Source organism: Verrucomicrobiota bacterium, from assembly GCA_027622555.1.
Taxonomy (GTDB): domain Bacteria; phylum Verrucomicrobiota; class Verrucomicrobiia; order Opitutales; family UBA2995; genus UBA2995.
Map to the genome: position 1 here is coordinate 38688 of JAQBYJ010000026.1, position 21082 is coordinate 59769.

Annotated in this window: 20 protein-coding genes; 4 read left to right on the plus strand and 16 right to left on the minus strand. The window is 46.9% G+C overall.

The annotated features are described in order from the left end of the window. Positions 1–50 precede the first annotated feature (50 nt). A complete protein-coding gene (gene coaE / locus O3C43_09045) occupies positions 51–629 on the minus strand; it encodes a dephospho-CoA kinase (protein ID MDA1066635.1) in 579 nt (192 codons plus the stop codon). A 103-nt stretch (positions 630–732) separates the two neighbouring features. Here coaE and O3C43_09050 point away from each other — a divergent pair, with 103 nt between their 5' ends. Beyond that, positions 733–2262 carry a YifB family Mg chelatase-like AAA ATPase gene (locus O3C43_09050; protein MDA1066636.1) on the plus strand — a complete coding sequence of 510 codons (1530 nt, stop codon included), beginning with the start codon at positions 733–735 and terminating at the stop codon, positions 2260–2262. An 82-nt stretch (positions 2263–2344) separates the two neighbouring features. Beyond that, the gene (locus O3C43_09055) at positions 2345–3955 is read left to right on the plus strand and encodes a peptide ABC transporter substrate-binding protein (protein ID MDA1066637.1); all 1611 of its coding nucleotides are present in this window, start codon (positions 2345–2347) and stop codon (positions 3953–3955) included. Positions 3956–3971: 16 nt separating this feature from the next. Here O3C43_09055 and O3C43_09060 read toward each other — a convergent pair whose 3' ends face one another. The 4 genes from O3C43_09060 to O3C43_09075 form a co-directional block, all read right to left on the minus strand. Next, the gene (locus O3C43_09060; GenBank protein MDA1066638.1) at positions 3972–4427 is read right to left on the minus strand and encodes a tRNA (cytidine(34)-2'-O)-methyltransferase; all 456 of its coding nucleotides are present in this window, start codon (positions 4425–4427) and stop codon (positions 3972–3974) included. Position 4428: 1 nt separating this feature from the next. Next, positions 4429–5343, minus strand: a complete 915-nt coding sequence (gene thrB / locus O3C43_09065) for a homoserine kinase (protein ID MDA1066639.1) — start codon at positions 5341–5343, stop codon at positions 4429–4431. Positions 5344–5352: 9 nt separating this feature from the next. Next, on the minus strand, positions 5353–5823 hold the full coding sequence (gene smpB / locus O3C43_09070; GenBank protein ID MDA1066640.1) for an SsrA-binding protein SmpB: 471 nt from the start codon (positions 5821–5823) through the stop codon (positions 5353–5355). A gap of 70 nt (positions 5824–5893) precedes the next feature. Then, on the minus strand, positions 5894–6094 hold the full coding sequence (locus O3C43_09075) for a DNA-directed RNA polymerase subunit omega (protein ID MDA1066641.1): 201 nt from the start codon (positions 6092–6094) through the stop codon (positions 5894–5896). A gap of 413 nt (positions 6095–6507) precedes the next feature. Here O3C43_09075 and O3C43_09080 point away from each other — a divergent pair, with 413 nt between their 5' ends. Continuing rightward, positions 6508–6663, plus strand: coding sequence for a small basic protein (locus O3C43_09080; protein ID MDA1066642.1), 156 nt, complete (start codon positions 6508–6510; stop codon positions 6661–6663). Between the two features lie 157 nt (positions 6664–6820). On the opposite strand, the gene O3C43_09085 is transcribed toward O3C43_09080, so the two are convergent. From O3C43_09085 to O3C43_09135, 11 genes are all read right to left on the minus strand, one after another. Then, the gene (locus O3C43_09085) at positions 6821–7834 is read right to left on the minus strand and encodes a hypothetical protein (protein MDA1066643.1); all 1014 of its coding nucleotides are present in this window, start codon (positions 7832–7834) and stop codon (positions 6821–6823) included. 151 nt (positions 7835–7985) lie between these two features. Beyond that, positions 7986–9011 carry a galactose oxidase gene (locus O3C43_09090; GenBank protein MDA1066644.1) on the minus strand — a complete coding sequence of 342 codons (1026 nt, stop codon included), beginning with the start codon at positions 9009–9011 and terminating at the stop codon, positions 7986–7988. 42 nt (positions 9012–9053) lie between these two features. Beyond that, positions 9054–10508: a sulfatase-like hydrolase/transferase gene (locus O3C43_09095; GenBank protein MDA1066645.1), complete on the minus strand. Its 1455-nt coding sequence runs from the start codon at positions 10506–10508 to the stop codon at positions 9054–9056. Between the two features lie 88 nt (positions 10509–10596). Beyond that, positions 10597–11379, minus strand: coding sequence for an alpha/beta hydrolase (locus O3C43_09100; GenBank protein MDA1066646.1), 783 nt, complete (start codon positions 11377–11379; stop codon positions 10597–10599). 73 nt (positions 11380–11452) lie between these two features. Beyond that, positions 11453–12202 (minus strand): SDR family NAD(P)-dependent oxidoreductase, encoded by a 750-nt coding sequence (locus O3C43_09105; protein ID MDA1066647.1) that lies wholly within the window; start codon positions 12200–12202, stop codon positions 11453–11455. A gap of 265 nt (positions 12203–12467) precedes the next feature. Continuing rightward, positions 12468–14648: an ammonia-forming cytochrome c nitrite reductase subunit c552 gene (locus tag O3C43_09110; protein MDA1066648.1), complete on the minus strand. Its 2181-nt coding sequence runs from the start codon at positions 14646–14648 to the stop codon at positions 12468–12470. Between the two features lie 76 nt (positions 14649–14724). Further along, positions 14725–15546 carry a leucine-rich repeat domain-containing protein gene (locus O3C43_09115; GenBank protein MDA1066649.1) on the minus strand — a complete coding sequence of 274 codons (822 nt, stop codon included), beginning with the start codon at positions 15544–15546 and terminating at the stop codon, positions 14725–14727. Between the two features lie 134 nt (positions 15547–15680). Beyond that, complete coding sequence (locus O3C43_09120) at positions 15681–16499, minus strand: leucine-rich repeat domain-containing protein (GenBank protein ID MDA1066650.1); 819 nt, start codon at positions 16497–16499, stop codon at positions 15681–15683. Continuing rightward, positions 16466–16885, minus strand: a complete 420-nt coding sequence (locus O3C43_09125) for a leucine-rich repeat protein (GenBank protein MDA1066651.1) — start codon at positions 16883–16885, stop codon at positions 16466–16468. The genes O3C43_09120 and O3C43_09125 overlap by 34 nt, the downstream gene beginning before the upstream one ends. 158 nt (positions 16886–17043) lie before the next feature. Next, positions 17044–18267 (minus strand): amidohydrolase family protein, encoded by a 1224-nt coding sequence (locus tag O3C43_09130; protein ID MDA1066652.1) that lies wholly within the window; start codon positions 18265–18267, stop codon positions 17044–17046. A gap of 3 nt (positions 18268–18270) precedes the next feature. Then, the gene (locus O3C43_09135) at positions 18271–19602 is read right to left on the minus strand and encodes an amidohydrolase family protein (protein ID MDA1066653.1); all 1332 of its coding nucleotides are present in this window, start codon (positions 19600–19602) and stop codon (positions 18271–18273) included. 177 nt (positions 19603–19779) lie between these two features. Between O3C43_09135 and O3C43_09140 the strand changes: the two genes are divergently transcribed. Beyond that, on the plus strand, positions 19780–21048 hold the full coding sequence (locus O3C43_09140) for a PQQ-dependent sugar dehydrogenase (protein MDA1066654.1): 1269 nt from the start codon (positions 19780–19782) through the stop codon (positions 21046–21048). The last annotated feature ends 34 nt before the right edge of the window (positions 21049–21082 follow it).

Consider the following 21082-nt stretch of genomic DNA (forward strand, 5'->3'; position numbering starts at 1 on the left):
CCTTACGTCGCCGGACACTTGGTAAGTGTTAGATATGCGCCAAAACGAAATCAGGAGTTCAATTTATCAAAGAGGAGTTTTACCTGCTTCTCGAGAAACTCAAAAGAACCGTCGTTTAGAATCACGAAATCTGCCCTGGAGATTTTATCAATTTGAGGAAGTTGTAATGCATTTCGCTTTTCAACTTCTTCGGGACTGAAACCGCGTTTCTTCAGTCGAGCAACTCTTAACGAGTAACAAGATACAACCGATATCGAACAATCCACATCTTTTTCAAGGTTTTTTTCAAAGAGTAGTGGTATTTCGGCAATCCAAAGGGCATTTGGGTCTTGTGCGACCTTTTTCAACCGATGGGCATGCACTAAAGGATGCAAGTGCCTTTCGAGCCATTGAAGCTCGTCCGGATTGCTAAATACCCGAGAACCCAGTGCTTTTCGATCAACAACACCATCGGAATCAAACACGGATTGGCCGAGGCGATTCTTGAGTTTTTCCAGGAAACCGGTGTTATTAGTATAAATTTCCGCAACGGTGGCATCCGCATCGATAATGGATGCTCCCAATTGTTTAAAACAGTTTGAGACGCTAGACTTTCCGCTTCCAATACTGCCAGTAAGGCCAACTAACATAAAATCAGCCTTAGCGAATGCAGATCGAGGGTCCAGACACTTTTAAGTTTCCAATTCGGTTAATTTTAATACGGTTAATACAGCCTCCAGTATTATTAAATTCATGCTCGCTACAGTTAGTTCAGCCACTCTTCTAGGTATTCAAGCCCAATTAGTCCAAGTGGAGGTCAATACAGGTGAGGAAGGGGAGCCGAAGCTGTTTATGGTCGGCCTTCCTGACATGGCGGTAAAAGAATCTCAAAACCGCGTCTTTTCAGCTCTGGCGAATTCTGGATTTAAAATGAGCCGAACTCGAACGACCATAAACCTGGCTCCAGGTGATGTGCGTAAAGAAGGCCCCATTTACGACCTACCCATTGCAATTGGGTTACTACTCGCGACCCGACAAATCAATGCGGCTAAAGTCGACGATTTCCTGATCGCAGGAGAGCTCAGTCTTTCTGGCGCAACGAGGCCGGTCAAAGGAGGGTTGGCGATCGCCTTATTGGCAAGAAAGCTAGGTAAAAGAGGCGTTGTCCTCCCATATCCATCCAGTCAGGAAGCAGCATTGGTTGAAGGCATTGATGTGATCGAGGTGAGCTCACTTGACCAGACAGTGAGATTTTTGCAGGGCGAACTAGACCTGGTTGCCAAAAGCACACAATCCGTCCTCAACACGCTAGAGCATCAAGAAAATCATATCGGCGATTTCTCTGAAATAAAGGGTCAGCACATGGTGAGAAGAGCCATCGAAGTCGCGGTCGCAGGTGGTCACAATATTTTACTCATTGGTCCCCCAGGTTCCGGTAAGTCGATGATGGCAAAACGGATTCCCACCATTATGCCTGAGCCAACCTTGGAGGAGTTTTTAGAAATCCTCAGTGTGCATTCCGTGGCAGGTAACACATTAAAGGGTCCGGTAAACCGTTTTCAACGTCCTTACAGATCCCCGCATCATACCATCAGTGATGTCGGTCTTTTAGGAGGAGGATCTATTCCTGGACCAGGAGAAGTTTCATTGGCCCACAACGGAGTACTCTTTCTCGATGAATTACCTGAATTCAAACGCTCCGCCCTCGAAGTTTTAAGACAGCCACTTGAAGACGGAGTTGTGTCCATTTCGAGAAGTGCAGGAAAAATAACCCTCCCCTGTAGATTCATGCTGGTTGCAGCCATGAACCCGACCCCTTGCGGTTACCTGGGTGATGAATGCACTGACAGCCCTGCACAAATCCAGCGTTACCGTTCGAAAATAAGCGGCCCGCTTCTCGACCGGATCGACCTGCATGTAGAAGCTCCTGCGTTATCCATTGATGAATTAAGAAATTCCAAACCTGGGGAGGACTCAAAATCAATTAGAGACCGCATCGCTCAAGCTCGAGGAATACAGCGCCAGCGTTTTAAGGGAGGCTCCGTTCCTTGCAACGCAAGAATGGAACAAAAACATATTCGAGAACATTGCCACCTGGACCAAGCTATGGGCGACACATTGCAGCAAGCCATGGAGCAGCTAAAGCTCAGCGCTCGAGCCTATGATCGAATTTTAAAAGTTGCCCGAACCATAGCAGACCTATCGGAGCAAAAAGCCATACACATGCAACACCTGCTGGAAGCCATTCAATACCGCAGTCTTGACAGAGATGTGCTCTACTAGTTTAGGGTTCGGTATTACCTTCTCGCCAAGATAGTTCTTGAAAGAGTGTAATAGAAAATCCTTCATCCGGGTTAATAAATTTATGCGTCCTATTACGGCAATCATTGCATTATTACTTGTGATCACAGGTTGCAACAAAGGCCCCACTCTCGCCGAGAAAAGTATAGCCTCTCAGAGTTTGCACGTGGGTAACGGACAAGAACCACAGGAGCTGGATCCACACATCATTACGGGTATAACCGAAATAAAAATCCTCAGCGCATTGTATGAGGGATTAACAGGGCAGGATCCTCATAATCTAAACCCAACTCCGGCAGCGGCAGAGTCGTGGGACATTTCGGAAGACGGAAAATCCTATACGTTTAATCTTCGGAACGGATTAACCTGGAGCAATGGTGACCCGCTAAGCGCCGGGGATTTTGAATACGCATTTCAGCGCATATTAACACCTCGTGTAGCCGCTTCCAACGCCTACCTTTTGTTTGTCATAAAGAACGCGAAAAACTTTCACAATGAAACCATCGCCTGGGATCAAGTGGGAGTTAAAACCATCGATGATAAAACACTCATTATTGAACTGGAAAATCCCACTCCTTATTTCCTCAAGTTGCTCGCCCATCCAGCCTGGTATCCGCTTCACAAAGAATCGCTTTCAAAAACAGGAGACCCTTTCGGACGTGCAACCGGTTGGACGCATTCTGAAAGCTTCATCTCAAACGGTCCTTTCACATTGTCGGCCTGGAAGGTGAATGAATTCGTTCACGTTACCAGAAACGAAAAATACTGGGATAATTTACAGTCCCGATTGAATGAAATATTCTTCTATCCGACAGAAAGTCGTGAAGCGGAGGAACGCTCTTTTCGCGCAGGACAACTTCACGTAACTGAAGCCGTACCGGTATCCAAGGTTGGTTTTTACCGGGATCGGAATGAAACAACTCTCCAGATTGATCCGTATTTGGGCACGTATTACCTCCAGCTAAATACCCGAAAGCCTCCACTGTCTGATCCAAGAGTTCGCAGAGCCTTAAGCCTGGTGATCGATAGATCCATGATCGTGAATCAAATCACACAAGGCATGCAACAACCGGCCTGGCATTTCACACCTCCTGGAGCTGGTGGATACGATCCCGGTATTTCCTTTGAAAAGGATATTGAACAAGCAACGACTCTACTCAGCGATGCAGGTTTTCCTGGAGGAACCGGATTTCCGGAACTCACTTACCTCTACAATACTTCAGAAAATAACAAAGCCATCGCAGTGGTTCTTCAGCAGATGTGGAAAGCATCACTGGGCATACAGGTCGAACTCATAAATCAAGAATTGAAGGTGGTAAATCAGAGTCGAGAATCCGGGGAGTTCGACATCCTTAAAAGCTCCTGGATTGGTGACTATGACGATCCCGGTAGTTTCCTGGATGTGTGGACATCTGAATCAGGCAACAATTTTACCGGTTGGTCATCGGCCGCCTACGACGGTTTGGTCGGTAAATCACGAACAAGTAGTTCAACCGATGATCGATTCAATTATTTTAAAACGGCGGAAGAACTATTGATAAAAGAACAGCCGATCCTCCCACTTTATTTTTATACGAGCGTCTATCTTAAACACCCGGCGATAAGAGGTTATTACCCAACCCTTCTAAATTACCACCCGTGGAAACATGTGTATTTAGAAGCGCCGGTTAAATAGTACCAAAAACAGTGGTCTACTTCATTTGCCGGAGTGCCTCATAGCAGGCGATGCCAACAGAGGTAGCCAAATTCAATGAGCGTAAAATGTTATTTGAATGAGGAATGGTAATTCGATTTTCCGCACCGATCTTTTCATGCAACCAAGCCGGAGCGCCATGTCCCTCGTTGCCAAACACCAGTCCGTCCTCATCTTGAAAATCCGCATCCCAATAAGAACGATCCGACTTTGTAGTAAACAACCACAGGCGTTTTGGAGCCTTGGGACAGTTTAAGAAATCCGTCCAATTTTTGTGAACGCACAAGTCCAGTTTATCCCAATAGTCCATACCGCTTCGTTTCAGATGCTTTTCTGATAATTCAAAGCCGAGTGGTTCGATCAGATGGAGACGAGCTTTTGTTATGGCTGCGGTGCGTCCAACATTTCCGGTATTCTGAGGAATCTCCGGACAATATAAGATCAAGTGTAACACGTTAACCTATGACCGTTATTCCATCGTTGTCCGCCAACAATTCATAGGAATGAAAATCAATGGAGCTTTGTTTAAATTCCAACTCCATGGCAGCTAACACTTTCTCACTGTCTGCCTTCCGGGCAACGCAAAGAACGCTGCTTCCACTTCCACTCAACCATCCGGTTAAAGCGCCCGCGGTGATTCCGGATTCAATAGCTTCTTTACTCTTGGGGATCTTTGGCAGCCGGTAAGGCTGATGAATATGATCAATCCGGCAGGCTGAGAGATATTCGTAATTAGCGGACGCAAATGCTGCCACCAAAAAAGCTAACGAATTCAAACTGCTAACCACTTTTGAAAATTCAATCTGTGAAGGCAGGCTCCCTCGCGAATCGTCTGTTTTTATTTCCAATTCAGGAGAAACCACAACAAAGACCAACGAATCGGAGACCTCAAATTTTTGAGTACCCAGGTAACGATTTGAATCAGGGCAGAAACGTGCAACCGTAAACCCTCCCAAGATGGTGGCCGAAGCATTATCGGGATGCCCTTCGATTCGGGAAATTAATTCAACCTGCTCTTCTATTGATAAGGGTGAGCCACAGAGATGGTTAATTCCTGCAAGAAATCCGCCACGAAGAATCACACTGGAACCCAATCCTCGGGCAATAGGTACTTCGGAATCGATGTTGAAACCAAATCCATTGGGCTCAGTACCGGTTTGCTTGAAAAATGCCTGAGCGACTTGCTGGACAGCGGCGATGGCTTCCTTGGGAAAATTCTTTGAGTCGCCGTTGTAATCGATCTGATCGTTATTCGTTCGGGTAACTGTAACGGTACCATATAAACTAAGAGCCAATCCCAAGGTATCGAATCCTGGCCCGCAGTTGGAGGTGCTTGCCGGTACTCGGATGACAACTTTATCACACATCATAAGAAGAAACTAACGATTTTTAAGTGCGCGGTCTATTTCACGCATCTGCACCTTCTTTTTTAGATCCTGACGTTTATCGTAAAGCTTTTTCCCTACGCAAAGAGCGATTTCCACTTTTATCAATCCATGGCTCATATAAAGCCGAATGGGAATAAGTGTTTTACCCTGCATTTCCAATGCACCACGAATCTTATTAATTTCTCTTCTTTTGAGTAAAAGCTTCCGAGGACGTCGCGGATCGTGATTATTGAAATTCCCAAACGCATACTCAGCAATATGAGCATGATAAAGAAAAACCTCTTCTTTCTGGACACGACAAAACGCTTCGTTGATCTGAGCTTTGCTGTTCCGAATCGATTTTACTTCGGTTCCTCGCAACACTAGGCCGGCTTCAAACTTCTCGCCAATTTCGTAGTTCCGGAATGCCTTTGCATTTCGGACTTCAGAAAATCGTTCCTTGCCTTTGTTTTTATTGGACATAGCTGGATGGTCAGCACTTCAGAAGGCCCTACCCGACAAAGGAAACAGAAACTATGTGGAATCGAAAGGTCTAATCGTCGCCCAAAACGTAGCTGATTTTGCCTTCGATGATTTCCTTAAGTGCGATATCCTCAGGATCGAGTCTCTCAAGAGATTCGATCAGAGGTTTCTGGCCGAACTTCAACTGTTTAACACGGCGGGATACCAAATTAACCAGGATGTTTGGATCCGGAATTAGTTTGTTGGCTTCTTTTAAGTAATCGTCTCTCACGGGAGGTCTCTGGTTTTGATAAATAGGTCAGTTAATCACAGTATCTTTAGATCCAAATACCGCTCATCGGATGCCCGGATTTAAAGAAGTTCGCTAACTTGGAAGGTAAAGTGACCTTTGGCAATGGGTTTTTTAGGAATAGTTTTCCTTATTTTAACTCAATATTGGAAAGCTGATTGGTAGATAACAAAGTTTCCGCAATCAGACAAATCCCCTGGATAAATAGAAAGATGGGTTCGGATATCTCCTTAAGAGTAGCTATTCCTGCAATAACTCATATTCTATTCGAATCAAAAGCCCCATCTACCAGAGGCTGACCCACTTTGCAAAAAAGCCTCTATTTCTTAAAGTTTCTACTTGAAAGCATTTGCAAAACGAGCCAACTTTCCGCCCTTCAACACCCAATTAGAGATATGACTCAGCACAATTCCTTTAAAGCAGCCGGTGGCGCTACAAAAAATAGAACAGTTCTCAAACGTTTCGAGAGGATTGATCTGCTCAGAAAACGCAAGGAATGGAAAGATGGTCAACGCGTAGTTGGTCTTAAAAAGACCAAACCGGAGGAGTAAACCAACTCAGGTTCAACCAATTTCAACCCTTCCAGAAATGGAAGGGTTTTTTTGTGTCCTGAAAGTTGGTGATCTTTGAGCTTCATTCCAATTGTTCCGCAATTAGAAAAGAAAGTATCACATAGCACGGTCCAAAAACCATGAGCCTGAGATGCGACTATTTGAAAGTTGATTTGGAAGCATCAACTACTGCCTGGATGTCAAAATTGCTTTTGTCCTCCGGAAACTCATGATCGACCAGATACCATTCTTCGGTAAATGAAACCCGTTCACCCGGAGCAATGGTTTCAAGGGGTCCTATCGGTTCCAACTCCGTCGTGGTTAAAGTGTCACGGAAATTTTCCACATACCAAATGGAGATAGTCATCGGGACTCGTTCTCCATATAATTTGTTCGGGAATACCGGATACTTTTTCACGAATAAAAGATCATTGGGCATAAGGTAGGAAAACCATCCTTCCATCGAATCCATGGCCAATTTGGGATGTTTCGGAGCACCAGAAATAACGAGACAGTTGTCGCGGATGCTGATCGATGCATTCTCCGGCACCATGTTTATCCGGTTTTCCGGTTCGTACATCACATAGTGGTTTTTGTACCGGGACCACTCCGACAGAGGAATCACAACGATGCCCCCACCCTTCCCAAAAGTTCTACTCCAGTGATTGTGTCGACGGGTTTCCTTGCTGAAATTGATCAGAGTCTGTTTGCAGCTCAAATGAGAACCTTTACTAGACAAGGAAAATGTCCGGACCACTTGAATTCCGATGCTTTCCTTCCTAACGCTAGTGAGAGTCGCCTGTCGACTTCCTGTTATTTCTGACACCCAGGCGCCTAACCAAATGTCATCCCGTTTGGGCGCAATTCCCTCCAAACCAAAGTCGAATCTTCCAGCACCACTGAAAATGCGTTTTTCGGAGTCGGGATCATAATGATAACCCTCCTCTCCGGGAATAATCTCCAGGGCTTCTTTGCCACGCAATTGGTAGGACATTATTTTGCCTCCTACAGCAGGCGTAAGGATGACCGTGCAATCGTCATTCGAAAGCTCGATAGAGTCGTCGTATCCAAAGTATTCAATTACCCGAGCCCCAGGAGCTCCATTACTTGAGTTTGACAAAATGAATAGTAGAGCGAACCCAGTGACGATAGTTAGGAGTTTAAATTGCATGCCGAAAAGATTGCTAAAATGACCTTAGAGGTAAACCGCATAATAATGAAATAATCTTCCTCCAAAAGACGGATGGCCGTTATTGAATAAGAGCAACGACCAGCATAAATATTTATAAAACAGCACCTACGCCATACCGCATCCCGGGACGTTAACGCACCCCGCAGCAAGCGTCGTAATGCGCCTTGATATTGAACCGCTCGGTGCTCAACAGCTCGGGTCCACCGCCACGAGCTCCACTCCCGGAACAGGTGTAAATGTAATCCTGATACTTCCCGATTCCTGTTCCATGCCGACCCGTGGCAAGAACTGGCCAGACGATCCATTTCTGCGATTTGGCATCGAACACTTCCACCTCGTTGTGAGCCGGTGATTTCCTCTCGGTTTCCCCGCCAACTACCATCAGCATGCTTTCGTAAACAAACACAGAATTTCCCGCCCGAGGAGTCGGCAAATCCAGCTGAGGTGAGGGAAGCGTACTCCAGATTTCTGTTTTTAGATCGAATACATCTACCTCCTTGATGGTCAGTTCAAACACCTGTCCCGTACTGTGGGAACTTCTTCTGCCAGCCAAAGCGTACAGTTTATCGCCCACCACTGCAGCCTGGAAATGGTCACGGGCTCTCGGGGCGTCGGGCAGCTTTCTCCATTTTCCAGTATTTGGATCGTATTCATCAACCCAGTTCACCCAACCGTCCGAGTGCCCATTCTGGATACCCGCAACGATGTAAAATTTATCATTGTAAATAACGACCCCAGCAGACCCGCGAATACGATCGGCGGGAATGGGATCTCCTTTCGCCCACGTGTCGGTCTTAGGATTGTAGGTATAGATATTGGGCAGCCCAACTTCATTGGGATACGGGCCTGTCATGGCACCGATAAAATATATCAGACCTTTATAATACACGGGTTGAAAATGATGAATCTCAACAGGCGGTGCGGAGCCATGCGTCCAGGTATTTGTTTCCGGATCGAGAATATCAACCGGCTGGATCTTCCTACCACCGGAGAGATAAAACTTTCCTTCGTATTCCACAAACGCCGCTTCATGCCTCTGATGAAGCTCGCCCTGGGTCTCTACCAACTGCCAGGTCTCCGAGGCGTCGAGAAGACTGGTAATAATTAGAAACAGAAAGATCGATCGTTTTAGAGGTGAAAAAAACCTTTTAAACATTTTCGGAAGTTTGAGTTAGAGAGTGGAAGGTGGATACAAAAACTAGTGACTGGTGAAATTTGCTTTTTCACCAGGGGTTGGAGAATTATTAAAATGACCACGTTTCAATACCGCTTCGATACCGCCATTGGCTTCAATGAGGGCGGCTTGCGAAGCCTTGGCTTCCTGATCTACCAACGCAGGATCCAGGATTTCATGTAACTTCGTTTTCATGCGCTTTTCCACCTCTGAGTAGTCAGAGTGATTATGCAAATCGCAGTTTTCCAGTGGATCTGTTTTGAGGTCGTACAACTCTGGCGGGTCGTTGTGATAATGAATATATTTATACCGGCCATCGCAGATCATAAAGATGCCATGATGAAAATGCAGGGCATGATACTCGCTAAAAACATATCTTTGTTCCGGAGACTCAGCCAACAAATCAGGCAAAGCTTTTCCGGGTCGACCGTCTTCGGGATCTCGCTCAATCCCGAAGTTTTTAACGAAGGTCGGATACAGGTCCACGAGGGAGACAGGAATATTGGAAACCTGGCCTTTCGGATAGTCAGGACCCGCGGCAAGGAACGGAATCCCGGCCGACTCTTCGTACATGGTGAATTTCCCAAACAGGCCACGCGACCCTCTGCTTTCGCCATGATCCGTGGAATAAACAATATTGGTGCTATCCTCCAATCCCAGCTCGGATATCGCGTTCAGCACTTTTCCAATATTTTCATCCAGATTGGAAATACTGGCTGTATAGGCGCGATTCATATTCATGATTTGCTCCTCAGTGAACGGCTCTTCTTGACCATGCAAATGTCGCAGAACTTTCAATGCGGGATGACCGTTCCAATCTTCCTGCTTCATCTGTGGCGGACGAGGCAGCTCTTTATCGGCGTAATAATCAAACCATTTGGGCGGAGCGATGTAAGGGGGATGTGGACAAACAAACGAAACCCAAAGAACCCAAGGTTTTCCATTTTGTGCGGCAACCCGACTCTTCAACCAATCTATCGCTTGCGTGGCGATCCGGGCATCATACTCCAGGTAAGTGGATGTTCCCGATCCGGCACCTTTAATTTCATTTCGCTTATCTCGAACTTCCGCTCGTTCATCGCGAATACATCCATGCAAATCACCGCCTTCATAAACATACAAGGTATCGATCTCTTCGGTAAACCCATTGTCATCTTCGGCGCAGCGGAAATGCAGCTTCCCGATAACGGTTACATCAACATCGTTCTTTCGTAAAACATGGTGCCAGCTTTCGTTTTCCCCGTGATACGGATGTGCATTGTCCCAGTTTCCAATTTGGTGCACAAAGCGACCCGTGGCCAAACTCGCCCGCTCAGGAACACAAATCGGACAATTCGTATACGCTCTATCAAAGGCGGTTCCTCGGGCGGCCAGGGCATCCAGATTAGGCGTTTGAAACACGGGGTTTTTCCTGCCAACAAAGTCCTTGTTATGCTGGTCGGAGAATATGAATAGAAAATTATTGGGTCGATCGCTCATTAAAGTGGTTTTATTAAAAAACAGGTCGGGGTTGTTGAAGAACTAAACTTGCTTATGGAGAACAGAAATAACAACCAGAACCTGACATTTACTCAAAGGATAAATACGATCTCACCGTCTCCCAGTATGAAGGGTACTCGATAATTGAATTATGGGCAGCTTCCTTAATAAGAACCCACTCAACTTCACCCTGCCAATTGTCAGCCAGTTTTCGGGAATGATGTTGCGGAATTATGGTATCGTTTTCTGCTATAAGAAAAAGTGCTGGTTTTGAAACATCCTTTGCAGCCTTCAAAGAATCGAAGCGATCCTTGATCAACAAAGCTATGGGTGCCCACGGATAGATCCCCTGCCCTACGGCTGCAATGCTATCGTAGGGAGTGATTAAAATTAAACGATCCACATTTCGCTGACCGGCGACCTGAACGGCCACTCCGCTCCCAAGGCTTCGCCCTATCAAAACAATCGAATCGAAACGATCTTCAACACTGTCAAAAATTGCCAGGGCATCCTCGACGATACTCTTCTCAGTCGGCGCACCGTCGCTATCACCATATCCCCTATAATTCATCAGCAAGGTCGCAACAGATGGAAGCATTTTGAATTGCCCAATATTTTGAGACGCTTCATCCGCATTGCCTCCGTAGTATATGAGGAGTTTTTTGTTGTGCGGATTAATCAGCCAACCGCGAAGAACATTTCCATCACGGTTCAGTTCGTACTCAAACGCGGTGTTCTCCTTTACGTGGTCCCAATCACGATCCAGACCTTGCGGAAAATAAAGAATCTTTCGTTGGTTCACATACAAATACGCCACCATCACACAAAAGGCGGCCGCCACAATTCCAACTATGACTAAAAAAACTTTCACTTCGAAATACAGTTTTTTGAAATTTCTCTTCCAGACACCTGAACACTGACACAGCTCATCTCACTGAAACTTCCTACAACCATCTTCGAGTCAGACTATACGATTGAGCGGTCGGCCCATACTTCGGCGCAGTTGCCATATGCAAAGCCAGGGGGACCACATCCTCGGGAAGCTTCTGATATTCGTGGGCACCCCCAAGAGAATCCAACAACTTGCGCTCTGGCTCTTGGCCTTCGGCCAGTTTCGTGTGAACGATACCCGGGATAAGTTCGTTCACGGTTATGTTAAAGGTGATAAGTTCTTCAGCAAGCATGCGGGTAAAATGCCAGAGTCCGGCTTTGGCAGCGCAGTAGGCGGCGATTCGATTGTGCCCCTTATGTCCGGTTCCTGACCCCATGATAATAATCTTGCCTTCCCCTCGAACCTTTAGATGAGGAATGACCGCTTGGGCCGTGTAAAAAGCACTGTTTAAATTCACTTCAATGGTGTCTCTCCATATTTGTGGATCAGCCTCCATAATTGAATTACTCTCAAGACATCCCCCTGCATTCATGAAAACCAGGTCCAAACCGCCAAAGGTTTCAGCTGTTAGATCCACCATGCGCTTAACCGCGGCAGGATCGGTAATGTCGCAGACAATCGAAATCGCCTCTCCGCCGGCCTGGTTAATTTCAAAGGCGACAGCATCTATCTGAGCTGCTGTTCTAGCCGTTACACAAACCCGGGCACCTGCTGCCGCATAACCCTTAACAATCGCACGACCAATGCCTTTTCCTGATCCCGTTACTATGGCGACTTTTCCTTCAAGCGGTTTATCAGTCATAACTATTCGAAATATCCATTTTTATCTTAGCGGCAACGATACATTTAAACATGGTTTTTGGCGAGATTCAGATGTTGATCTTGATGACCGAGAGGCGAAGGAATGCACATCGGTGCATGACTGAGGCGGGAGCGAAGGATAAGTCGGCATGTGGACCCGAGGATGAGAGCAGGCGTCTGGCCGAAAAATTAACTCTGTAAAATGAATCCAAACATTGTAGTTCATTATTTGAAACCTCTTGTTCTCATCCGGCCAAAATCCTTGTTTACCGTTGTAACTGAGCACCGAGCTGCTGTTGGTAAATGAGAAAGTCCGTGTTGGAAGGCTCTAATTCGATGGCTCGGCTAATGCAGCCCATCGCTTTTTGAGGTTCCTGCATATAGGCATAGATCATGGCGAGGTTATACCACCAGCGGGCCTGGTTCGGATCGAGACCCACAGCCTGAACGAACGCCTTTTCCGCACCTGAGTAATCACCACTTTCCGCCAGGAGTAACCCCTCGGAGTAGGCGAGCAAAGCGATCTCAGGACCAATCTTCCGGGCTTCAGCTAAAATACTCAGTGCTCCCCTGATGTCACCTGCACGGGAAAGCAGGATAGCAGCGTCGTAGTACAAATAAGGATTTTCCTTATCGAAGGAAACAGCCTGCAGGGTAAGTTTTTTGGCCAGAGGAAAATCTCCCTGGACCAACGCAAGTTCTGCTCGACGTAGCGACCCACCCGGACGGTCCGCATTCATTTCTGCGTAGGCTTCCCATTCCTGAAATGCCGGAACAGTTGGATCGAATTGAGACATCAAAGCCTCGGCAGCCCGATTTCTGACAAGGAGTGCCTCATCCTTAAGCGCGGCCTGCAAAGTCTCCAATTGCTCCTGACGCTGGGACAACACAGTTAACGATGCTTCTCTCAACATCGGAGACTCGTGTTTAAAATTTTCCTGAGCCAATTCAACCACCGATTCATCTTGCGCATTTTGAGCAAGCAGACGCATCCAGGTAGTTTTCCAGTATACATTTTCTTCAGCGGCCAAAATCGACTTCACTGCAGCCAGACTATCTGGCAAACCTTGATGAGCTTCCGTGAGAGTTTTTGCCCGGTTCTGAACGTGGCTACGCCTTGTAGAATCACCATACCAATTGTTTACATGCTCCAACGCCCACTCGGTTGTCTGATCTGAGTGACAGGTACTACAGGTGTTGGGCACACCAAAATCGATCGTGAGCTGAGGATCCGGACTGGAAAACCCGTGATCTCTTCTCGAATCTCTACCCATATAAACCCGCTCCGGCATATGACACTCAATGCAGCTGTTTCCCGCGCTCCCTTCCTTGTGGTGAGAATGAGCAATCGGATCGATTAATATGGACTCATTCGCCCCGGTAGCGTGACAACGCATACACAAGGCATTGTTTTGAACCGGCAAAATCGGCTCGCCCGAATGAGCATTATGGCAATCCATGCAGGTGATTCCTTTATGCCCCATCCGACTCATCATAAAAGACGCGTAGACATAATCTTCCTCCAACGCTTGGCCATCGGGGAAGTATGCTCCAGGCGCATCCGGCAATGTAAGACGATAATGATTAAAGAAACGTTCGCCCGCATGAAATCCATTCGCGGTCAATTCCTCTCGGCGCGCATGGCAGGTAGCACAATTTTCCATGCTTATCTGTAAATTAGCCGGTGTTGCAGGTGTCACATAGTTTCCCGATCGGGCGGCTTTAACATGCTCTTCCATTCCGGAATGACATTGAACGCAACTCACGGTTTGCATCAGCCAAGTACTCTTGTACTCGTTTTTATGCATATCGTAATTTTTCTCAAAATCGGTCATGTGACAATAGGCACAATTCGTATTCCAATTCATACCCTGCTGTGACCAGTGCCCCCACTCTGTCGGTCGACGATCCTCATCTCCGAATACATTAAACCATTCCTTCTTGCTCGGATCCCAAGTCAGGGCCTGGGTCTGCAAACGTCCTTTCGAAGTCGGAACAAGGTATTGCCGAATCGGTGTTTCACCAATGACACCGATTACCGGAGAGTCGTGCCCTTCAGGCATAGTCGATGGCGCATTTTTCTGAGCAATGGTGAACACATCGCCTTCGGCGGTTAAATCGTACTCGAACCCAGCTTCATCCTTAACCGGCGAAACCGAAAACGCGGCTGCATCGATTTCCGGGTCAATCAAGCGATTCGCGATGGCATGGTGACTTTTCAACCAATCATCATGCGTTGCCGTATGACACTCAGCACACACCTTCGGACTCGCCCACGCTAAATCATTGGGCCTGAACGATTCCGGGAAAAGTTCAGCCAACTCGGAATCCGTCTTTAAAATCAATGGCTCCTCCACCTTCTTTGAAGAACAACCGACCTGCATCAATAGGCAGCAGCCACCGGCAAAAAATAAACCAACTCTAAGAAAATAAGAAACTAGTAGCATAAGCAGACAGGACGGACCTCCATCCCCAAACCAGCACTCCAACAAACTCCCCCATCCCTGAAAAGGAAAATAGCTGCTAAGAATTCTGCACAAAGCGAAACCGTACGAAGCAACGGCCGTCGATTAGATTCAAACTGGCGGTCCGGTAGCCTTCAACGTCGGGATCCGTCATTACCACGCCGTCTGAAGTCCAATTGACGAGGTCTTTGCTGATTTCGACGAAGTAAGTGACGTCTTCACGTCCGCCGAAGAAAACATAAGCCGCCTGATCGCTTATCACAATCGGTTCCGGGGAACGGTACTGACCCAAAGGTAGATCCAGCGCGTAGTAAGCCAACAACGGCAGTCCTGTATTCAGTGGGTCGTTAACGAGTTCGGATTCATGGTGTAGATTTTGGTCAATTAACCAAAAAGTTGCAGCGGATGGTTGTTGAATACTTTGGGTCGGCAACCCTCCCCAATTGGGCTCCGTAAAACCTGTCTTTCCTTCAAAATAATATATCTTAGCCGATGGACTTACCTGATTAAATGCTTGGCTTCCCAACTGAGGAGCGTCACCAAAAAAGTAAATACGTTCCAAGCCCGGGCAATTTTCAAAAACATGTTCACCGATAGAAGACACATTAGGGGGTATCTTAAATCCAGTCAGACTAAAACAGTTCCAAAACGCGCGAATATCTATGGATTCCAATTTGTCAGGAAGATCTATGGCAGACAAGTTTCCACAATTAAAGAATGCCCAACCACCAAGGCTCGTTACCCCCTCCGGAATTATCATTTTTGTGAGGTTAGTGCATCTTGCGAAAGTGTATAATCCTATCGATGTCAGGCTGCCGGATAAAGAGACGCGTTCCAAATTGTAACAACCATTGAAAACGTAGCCACCCAATTCCTTCACCGAATCGGGAATTGAAATTGAAGTAAAGTTGACACAATTTTCAAAAGCCGCAGCTCCTATGGAAGTGATTTGTTCCGGGACCTCAAAGGCAGTAAATCCAGAGCAGCCCTCAAAAGTAGAGGCAAGAATGGATGTTATCCGGCTAGGAATCTCCAAGGTTTGTAGACTTTCACATCCTTTAAAAGCTCCTTCGCCCAAGTATGATAAATGGTCTGGTAATTCAATGAATTCCAACGCTGAACATCCCGAAAAAGCAGAGGCTTCAATTCTAGAGATGTTTGGGTGTAACTCAATTCTGCGATTCCGATGCATCCCCCAAAAGTGCTTGCACGTATCACCGTTACGCCTTGGGGAATGTTTATCGATTGAAGCGAATGGCAACCCAAAAAAGCGGCTTTCCCTATCTCAGTAACAGTCGCTGGAATATCGAGGGCTAGTAAATTTCGGCAACCTTTAAACGTCTCTTCCTGGATTGTTTTGAGAATCCCTGGTAACGATACAGTGGCCAATTCCTGGCACTCCATAAACACCTGTCGACCAAGATAGTCCAGGCGGTCAGGTAAATCCACTTGTTCGAGATTCAAGCAAAAGCTAAAGGCACCATCTCCAATGAAATTAACGAGGTTCGGAACTACCACACTCGTAAGTTCCCTGCACTCACGAAACGCCTCCCGACCGATACGTTCGACTGATTCAGGGATAGTAATTGCGCTTAGTTTCCAGCAGTTGTAAAAGACTTCATCTCCCAGATTTTTTATTCCTTCCGGGATCGATAGGTTCATTAATTCGAAACAGTCCCGAAAAATACCTTCTCCGAGAATGGTCAATGTATCTGGAAGGCTTATAGACGTGAGTTTAGAGCATCCAGAAAATGCGTAATCCTCGATCTCACTTAGGCCGAGAGGAAATTGAACTGTTGTTAATTGGGAAAACCTGAATGCCGCTTGTCTAATGCGAGTGACAGTTTCGGGAATCTGATAGTCTTCAGGTAGTTTTCCTGGAGGATACTGAATGAGTTATGTCTCGCTCTTGGAGAAGATAAACGACTGTTTCGGAAAGCACCTTCACCAATGGTAATTACGCTATCCGGAATGGTGAGTAAGGTTAAACGACAATTATCGAAGGCAAAATCTCCGATAGCGGAAACCGGATAACCGTTGATGCTTTCGGGGATAACAATCGGTCCGGATATTTCTTCGTTAAAATCCAGAATCGTAACATTTCCAGCAACCAAACTGTAGGTAAATTCTCCATATTGCTCAGCTCTGACTCCTGACGGACTATATAGAATCAATGCTAGAATTATTATTACCGGAAAAGTCCGAATACTAATTTGCATGGTAGAAAAAAGGGAAAATACAGCTGACTATTTTATCGCGAAAATATTTGAGATTTTTAGCTCAGCAAGATTAAACGGCGTAGGTTGCCTGTACATATGCTATGTTCATTATTCCTGCACAAATCGATACCGAACAATTCAGCTCAGGGCGCGCTGATTTACTGCGGGGTGTTTTTAACTATTATCCCATTAATAACCACTCCGGTGCAATGGGTGGTGTACTCAAATGGATCGCCATCAAACAAGGCGAGATCCGCGTCCTTGCCCACGGAGATGGAGCCAACACGATCGTCAATCTCGAGGATCTCTGCAGCGCTGATCGTAATGGAGCTTAAGGCAGCTTCAAACGGTAGTCCGTAGGAGGAAGCCATGGCTGCTTCGAATAATACAACCCGCGTTTTTGGAACGTAGGATTCGAAACCACTTTGCAAGGCGAAGGGTATACCTTCGCGATCGAGAATGGCAGCCATTTCCATGGTCATGTTTTCGGAGTCACCTCCTGCCCGCATCATCGTAGGATGAACGATTACCGGAACGCCTGCCTCTTTAATATCGTCAATAATGAGGTGCGCTTCGCTGGCACCGTCCAGAATCAATCGAAATCCAAATTCCCTGGCCAGGCGCAGTGCGGCGCCAATGTCCTGATGTCTATGCGCCGTAATCAGCAGAGGGATATTTCCCTGAAGGACTTCGCCCAGTGCTTCCAATCGAAGATCACGCGCGGGTTCCTTGCCTTCTTCAGCCGAGTCCAGTTTCTTGAGATATTCTCCCGTCTTGATAAGCTCGGCCCGAAGCAAGGCGATGGTCTTTGCACGAGTCCCAGGAGACTTTTTTTCATCCCGGTTGATACCGTCTTCTCCCAGAGATCCGGTGATCATGGCAAACGGTTTGATGACGTTACCGCTGATATTCTGTTGCACCGTTTTGAGTATCATCGTTTGACCGGAGATCAACGATCCTGGTCCATGCCCGGTATGAACGGTGGTAACACCGAGGTTTCGTATCCAGTCAACAAGTTCGTCGCGACCATTGTAGGCGTCGATTGCACGAAGCTCCGGTTGAATGGGCGAAGACTTCTCCACCTGTTCCTGATCGTGAGCCTGGTTAAGCATTCCTGAAAGTCCGACAGTTGTATGGGCATCAATCAAACCCGGGGTTACAACGACGGCCTCAATGGTTGGCCAACCATTCGGGATATTGACATCTGCAGCAGAACCGACCTCGAGAAACTTACCTTCGTCGATCAAGATTACACCATTGGAAATGGCCTCTCCATCCATCGTGTAAATGGTTTCTGCCTTTACGGCCAATTCTGCGGAGAGAACACTGTTTCCTAACAATGCCCCAATTGAAAATATCCTTAAAAATGTAATTCGATTCATCGACTAATCCTCCAAATGTTCATAGCAACATAGTTGCAGGGTTCTAGGTGTGCCGGCTCCGTAACCGCCGTTGGCCCAAAGCCGGTCCTGCGGCTCATCCAGGTCAAAAACCTTTTTTCCTTCAACCCAGGTTTCTTCGATCCGGGTGTAAACACTAAGCGGATCCCCAGAGAGAATGATAAAGTCCGCATCCTTTCCAACGGTGAGTGATCCCGTTCGATCTCCCATATCGAGCATGACCGCACCAGCCATAGTCATTCCATACAGCGCTCCCTCTCGTGACATTCCCGCCCGGACGGCAAAAGCGGCAGATCGCAAAAACCACCGAGAATCGGTAACACCATCGTCGGTGTGAAAACCGGTGAGCACGCCTCGCTTTTCCAGCTCCGCTCCATTTCTCCAATCGATATCCCGCGCTTCCAACTTTCCTCCAGGACTATCCAGATAGATGATCGAACAAGGCACATTGGCCGCAGCGATTTCATCAGCAACTTTCCAGGCTTCACTGACATGTTGTAAAACAAGTCGAAAACCAAACTCCTCTTTCAAACGCAGGACGGTAATAATATCGTCGTGCCGATGAGTGTGGTGATGAACGACCCGTTTCCCTTCAAGCACTTCGACCAATGCATCCAAACCCAGATCGCGATCGGGAGGATCCTTTTCAGGGTCATCCGCCGCAGCCTTCAGCTTGGCTTGATACTCCTGCGCCTTGATATATTGTTCGCGCACCAAAGCGGCGGATTTGGATCTTGTTCCCGGGAAAGGTGGATCGCGCCGTGAATTGGTGCCATTCGCCATCTTTATCCCTCCGGCGATTGAACCATCCTCGTTATAGATGAATAAATCTTCGACTTTGTTTCCGTCCCGTAATTTCAAATAAACCGTCTGCCCACTTAATAAGTGGCCTGAACCGGGCATGATATTCACCGTCGTAATCCCGCCGGCTCTCGCTTTCTCGATTCTGGAGTCGCGCACATTTATAGAATCGTAAACACGAACTTCCGGTTGAATAGGAGCTGACGCATCGCCGCCACTCCCCTGCCCGATGTGACTGTGAGTGCAGATCAAGCCCGGCATTATGACTTTACCAGTAACATTGTGAACCACTGCCCCATCCGGTATATCGACCTCTCCAGCAGTACCAATCGCAACAATTTTGCCATCTTGAACAAGCAAGACTCCAACGGCAATCGGTTTACCCTCGATGGGTATCAACTTCGCGCCCACATAGGCTTGAATGGATTCCGCTGCGTTGAGACAGGATACCCAGATACCTAGGAGAAACATAAGGGCGAGGGGTCTGAGAAAGAGGAAGGAGAAATAATTATGCATACTGATCAACCAGCGTGCAATGCGTGTTTATTACAGGCAACTTTTTTCATTCAGTTCATTCAACCCCTTATTCACGATTAGAATCAAATTAATCCGCCTCGATAATTCTATCAGTCAGCTGGTAACAGAACATTGACCTCCAACCAAAGTTGACCTAATCGATTCGCACTTTTCAAAATGCACAAGAGAATCCTGATACTAGCCATCTGGCAAGTTGCCACAACTATGGCTATACACGCCGATTGGAGGAATGATTATGAAGTGGCCAAAGGGTTTCGACTGGATGTCGATGCTCAAGGATTTAAATTTCCCACATCAATCGCCGTTGTTCCCAACCCCGGAGACACACCGAATTCGCCGCTGTATTTTGTAACAGAAATCCGGGGACGCGTTAGGGTCGTCACCAGAAATCGTTCGGTCTACACCTTTGCAGAGAACTTTTTCAAACTGGAACCTACAGCAGAGCTTCCAAACGAGGAAGGTGAAATTGGAATGGCTGGACTATGCCTCGAACCAGTCAACGGGTATGTGTTTGTATCCTACGCCTATCAGGATGAGTTGGGGTATTACAGAAACGGACTTTCGAGGTTTCAATCCGATCCCCAAATTTTCAGCATCGAACCATCGTCGCGAGTGGAGCTGCTTCCAGTTTTGAAGAATTTCTTGTCATCAGTATCCCATCAAATCGGGCCCATTGCGATAGATCATGATTTTCTGTACCTTTGTATTGGAGACGGCGAAGTAGCTTCAAGCGCAAGAGACCTGGACTCGGCAAACGGAAAAATCCTCCGCATGAATTTGGACGGATTGCCTGCATCTGGAAATCCTTATGCGGTCGATTCGGATCCCAACAACATTCGAAATTATATTTGGGCGAGTGGATTGAGAAATCCATTTTCTATCAAACTGGTCGGGAATAAGGTGTTTGTGAACGACAACGGCCCGAGCGCGGACAGATTCGTCCAGGTTCAAGCCGGAGACGACTTTCTCTATGATGGTTCCGATGAAAGTTTATCCACGAATTCACTTTACCTATGGCGGAGGTCAGTATCTCCCGTCCAGATGGATTACAATCCATTGCTGGCGAAATCACTTGGTTTCCCAGATCACTGGGGAGAATCATTTATGATAACCTTGTCGGGTTCCCCCCTGAGCGCGCCTGGCAAAAGCGATTTTGGTGCCAAGTCTATTGTAGCCTTGGGAGTAGATGTTAAAAACGGAAAAGTAAGCCGACCTCCATCAACACTCCTCAATTACCGAGGTAAAAGGAAACAAATGCCCGTTGGACTCGCTTACGGTCCAGACGGACTTTTCTTTCTACCCCTGTTTCCAGATTCTGAAGGCAACTCTCCCGTCATGCGAATAAATTATGCACCGGAAAAGGAGCACAATCATATTATTAATGACCGGGATCTAGTACCCTGTACCATCTATAAATTCGGATAAAGGCGAGTCAGTTTGATTCGGGCTTTTTCGTTGG

Coding starts and splice junctions, on each gene's coding strand:
- O3C43_09110 (MDA1066648.1), bottom strand. CDS start 14,648: ATGCTACTAGTTTCTTATTTTCTTAGAGTTGGTTTATTTTTTGCCGGT.
- coaE (MDA1066635.1), bottom strand. CDS start 629: ATGTTAGTTGGCCTTACTGGCAGTATTGGAAGCGGAAAGTCTAGCGTC.
- O3C43_09090 (MDA1066644.1), bottom strand. CDS start 9,011: ATGTTTAAAAGGTTTTTTTCACCTCTAAAACGATCGATCTTTCTGTTT.
- O3C43_09050 (MDA1066636.1), top strand. CDS start 733: ATGCTCGCTACAGTTAGTTCAGCCACTCTTCTAGGTATTCAAGCCCAA.
- thrB (MDA1066639.1), bottom strand. CDS start 5,343: ATGATGTGTGATAAAGTTGTCATCCGAGTACCGGCAAGCACCTCCAAC.
- O3C43_09125 (MDA1066651.1), bottom strand. CDS start 16,885: ATGCAAATTAGTATTCGGACTTTTCCGGTAATAATAATTCTAGCATTG.
- O3C43_09055 (MDA1066637.1), top strand. CDS start 2,345: ATGCGTCCTATTACGGCAATCATTGCATTATTACTTGTGATCACAGGT.
- O3C43_09135 (MDA1066653.1), bottom strand. CDS start 19,602: ATGCATAATTATTTCTCCTTCCTCTTTCTCAGACCCCTCGCCCTTATG.
- O3C43_09085 (MDA1066643.1), bottom strand. CDS start 7,834: ATGCAATTTAAACTCCTAACTATCGTCACTGGGTTCGCTCTACTATTC.
- O3C43_09130 (MDA1066652.1), bottom strand. CDS start 18,267: ATGAATCGAATTACATTTTTAAGGATATTTTCAATTGGGGCATTGTTA.
- O3C43_09105 (MDA1066647.1), bottom strand. CDS start 12,202: ATGACTGATAAACCGCTTGAAGGAAAAGTCGCCATAGTAACGGGATCA.
- O3C43_09095 (MDA1066645.1), bottom strand. CDS start 10,508: ATGAGCGATCGACCCAATAATTTTCTATTCATATTCTCCGACCAGCAT.
- O3C43_09140 (MDA1066654.1), top strand. CDS start 19,780: ATGCACAAGAGAATCCTGATACTAGCCATCTGGCAAGTTGCCACAACT.
- O3C43_09080 (MDA1066642.1), top strand. CDS start 6,508: ATGACTCAGCACAATTCCTTTAAAGCAGCCGGTGGCGCTACAAAAAAT.
- smpB (MDA1066640.1), bottom strand. CDS start 5,823: ATGTCCAATAAAAACAAAGGCAAGGAACGATTTTCTGAAGTCCGAAAT.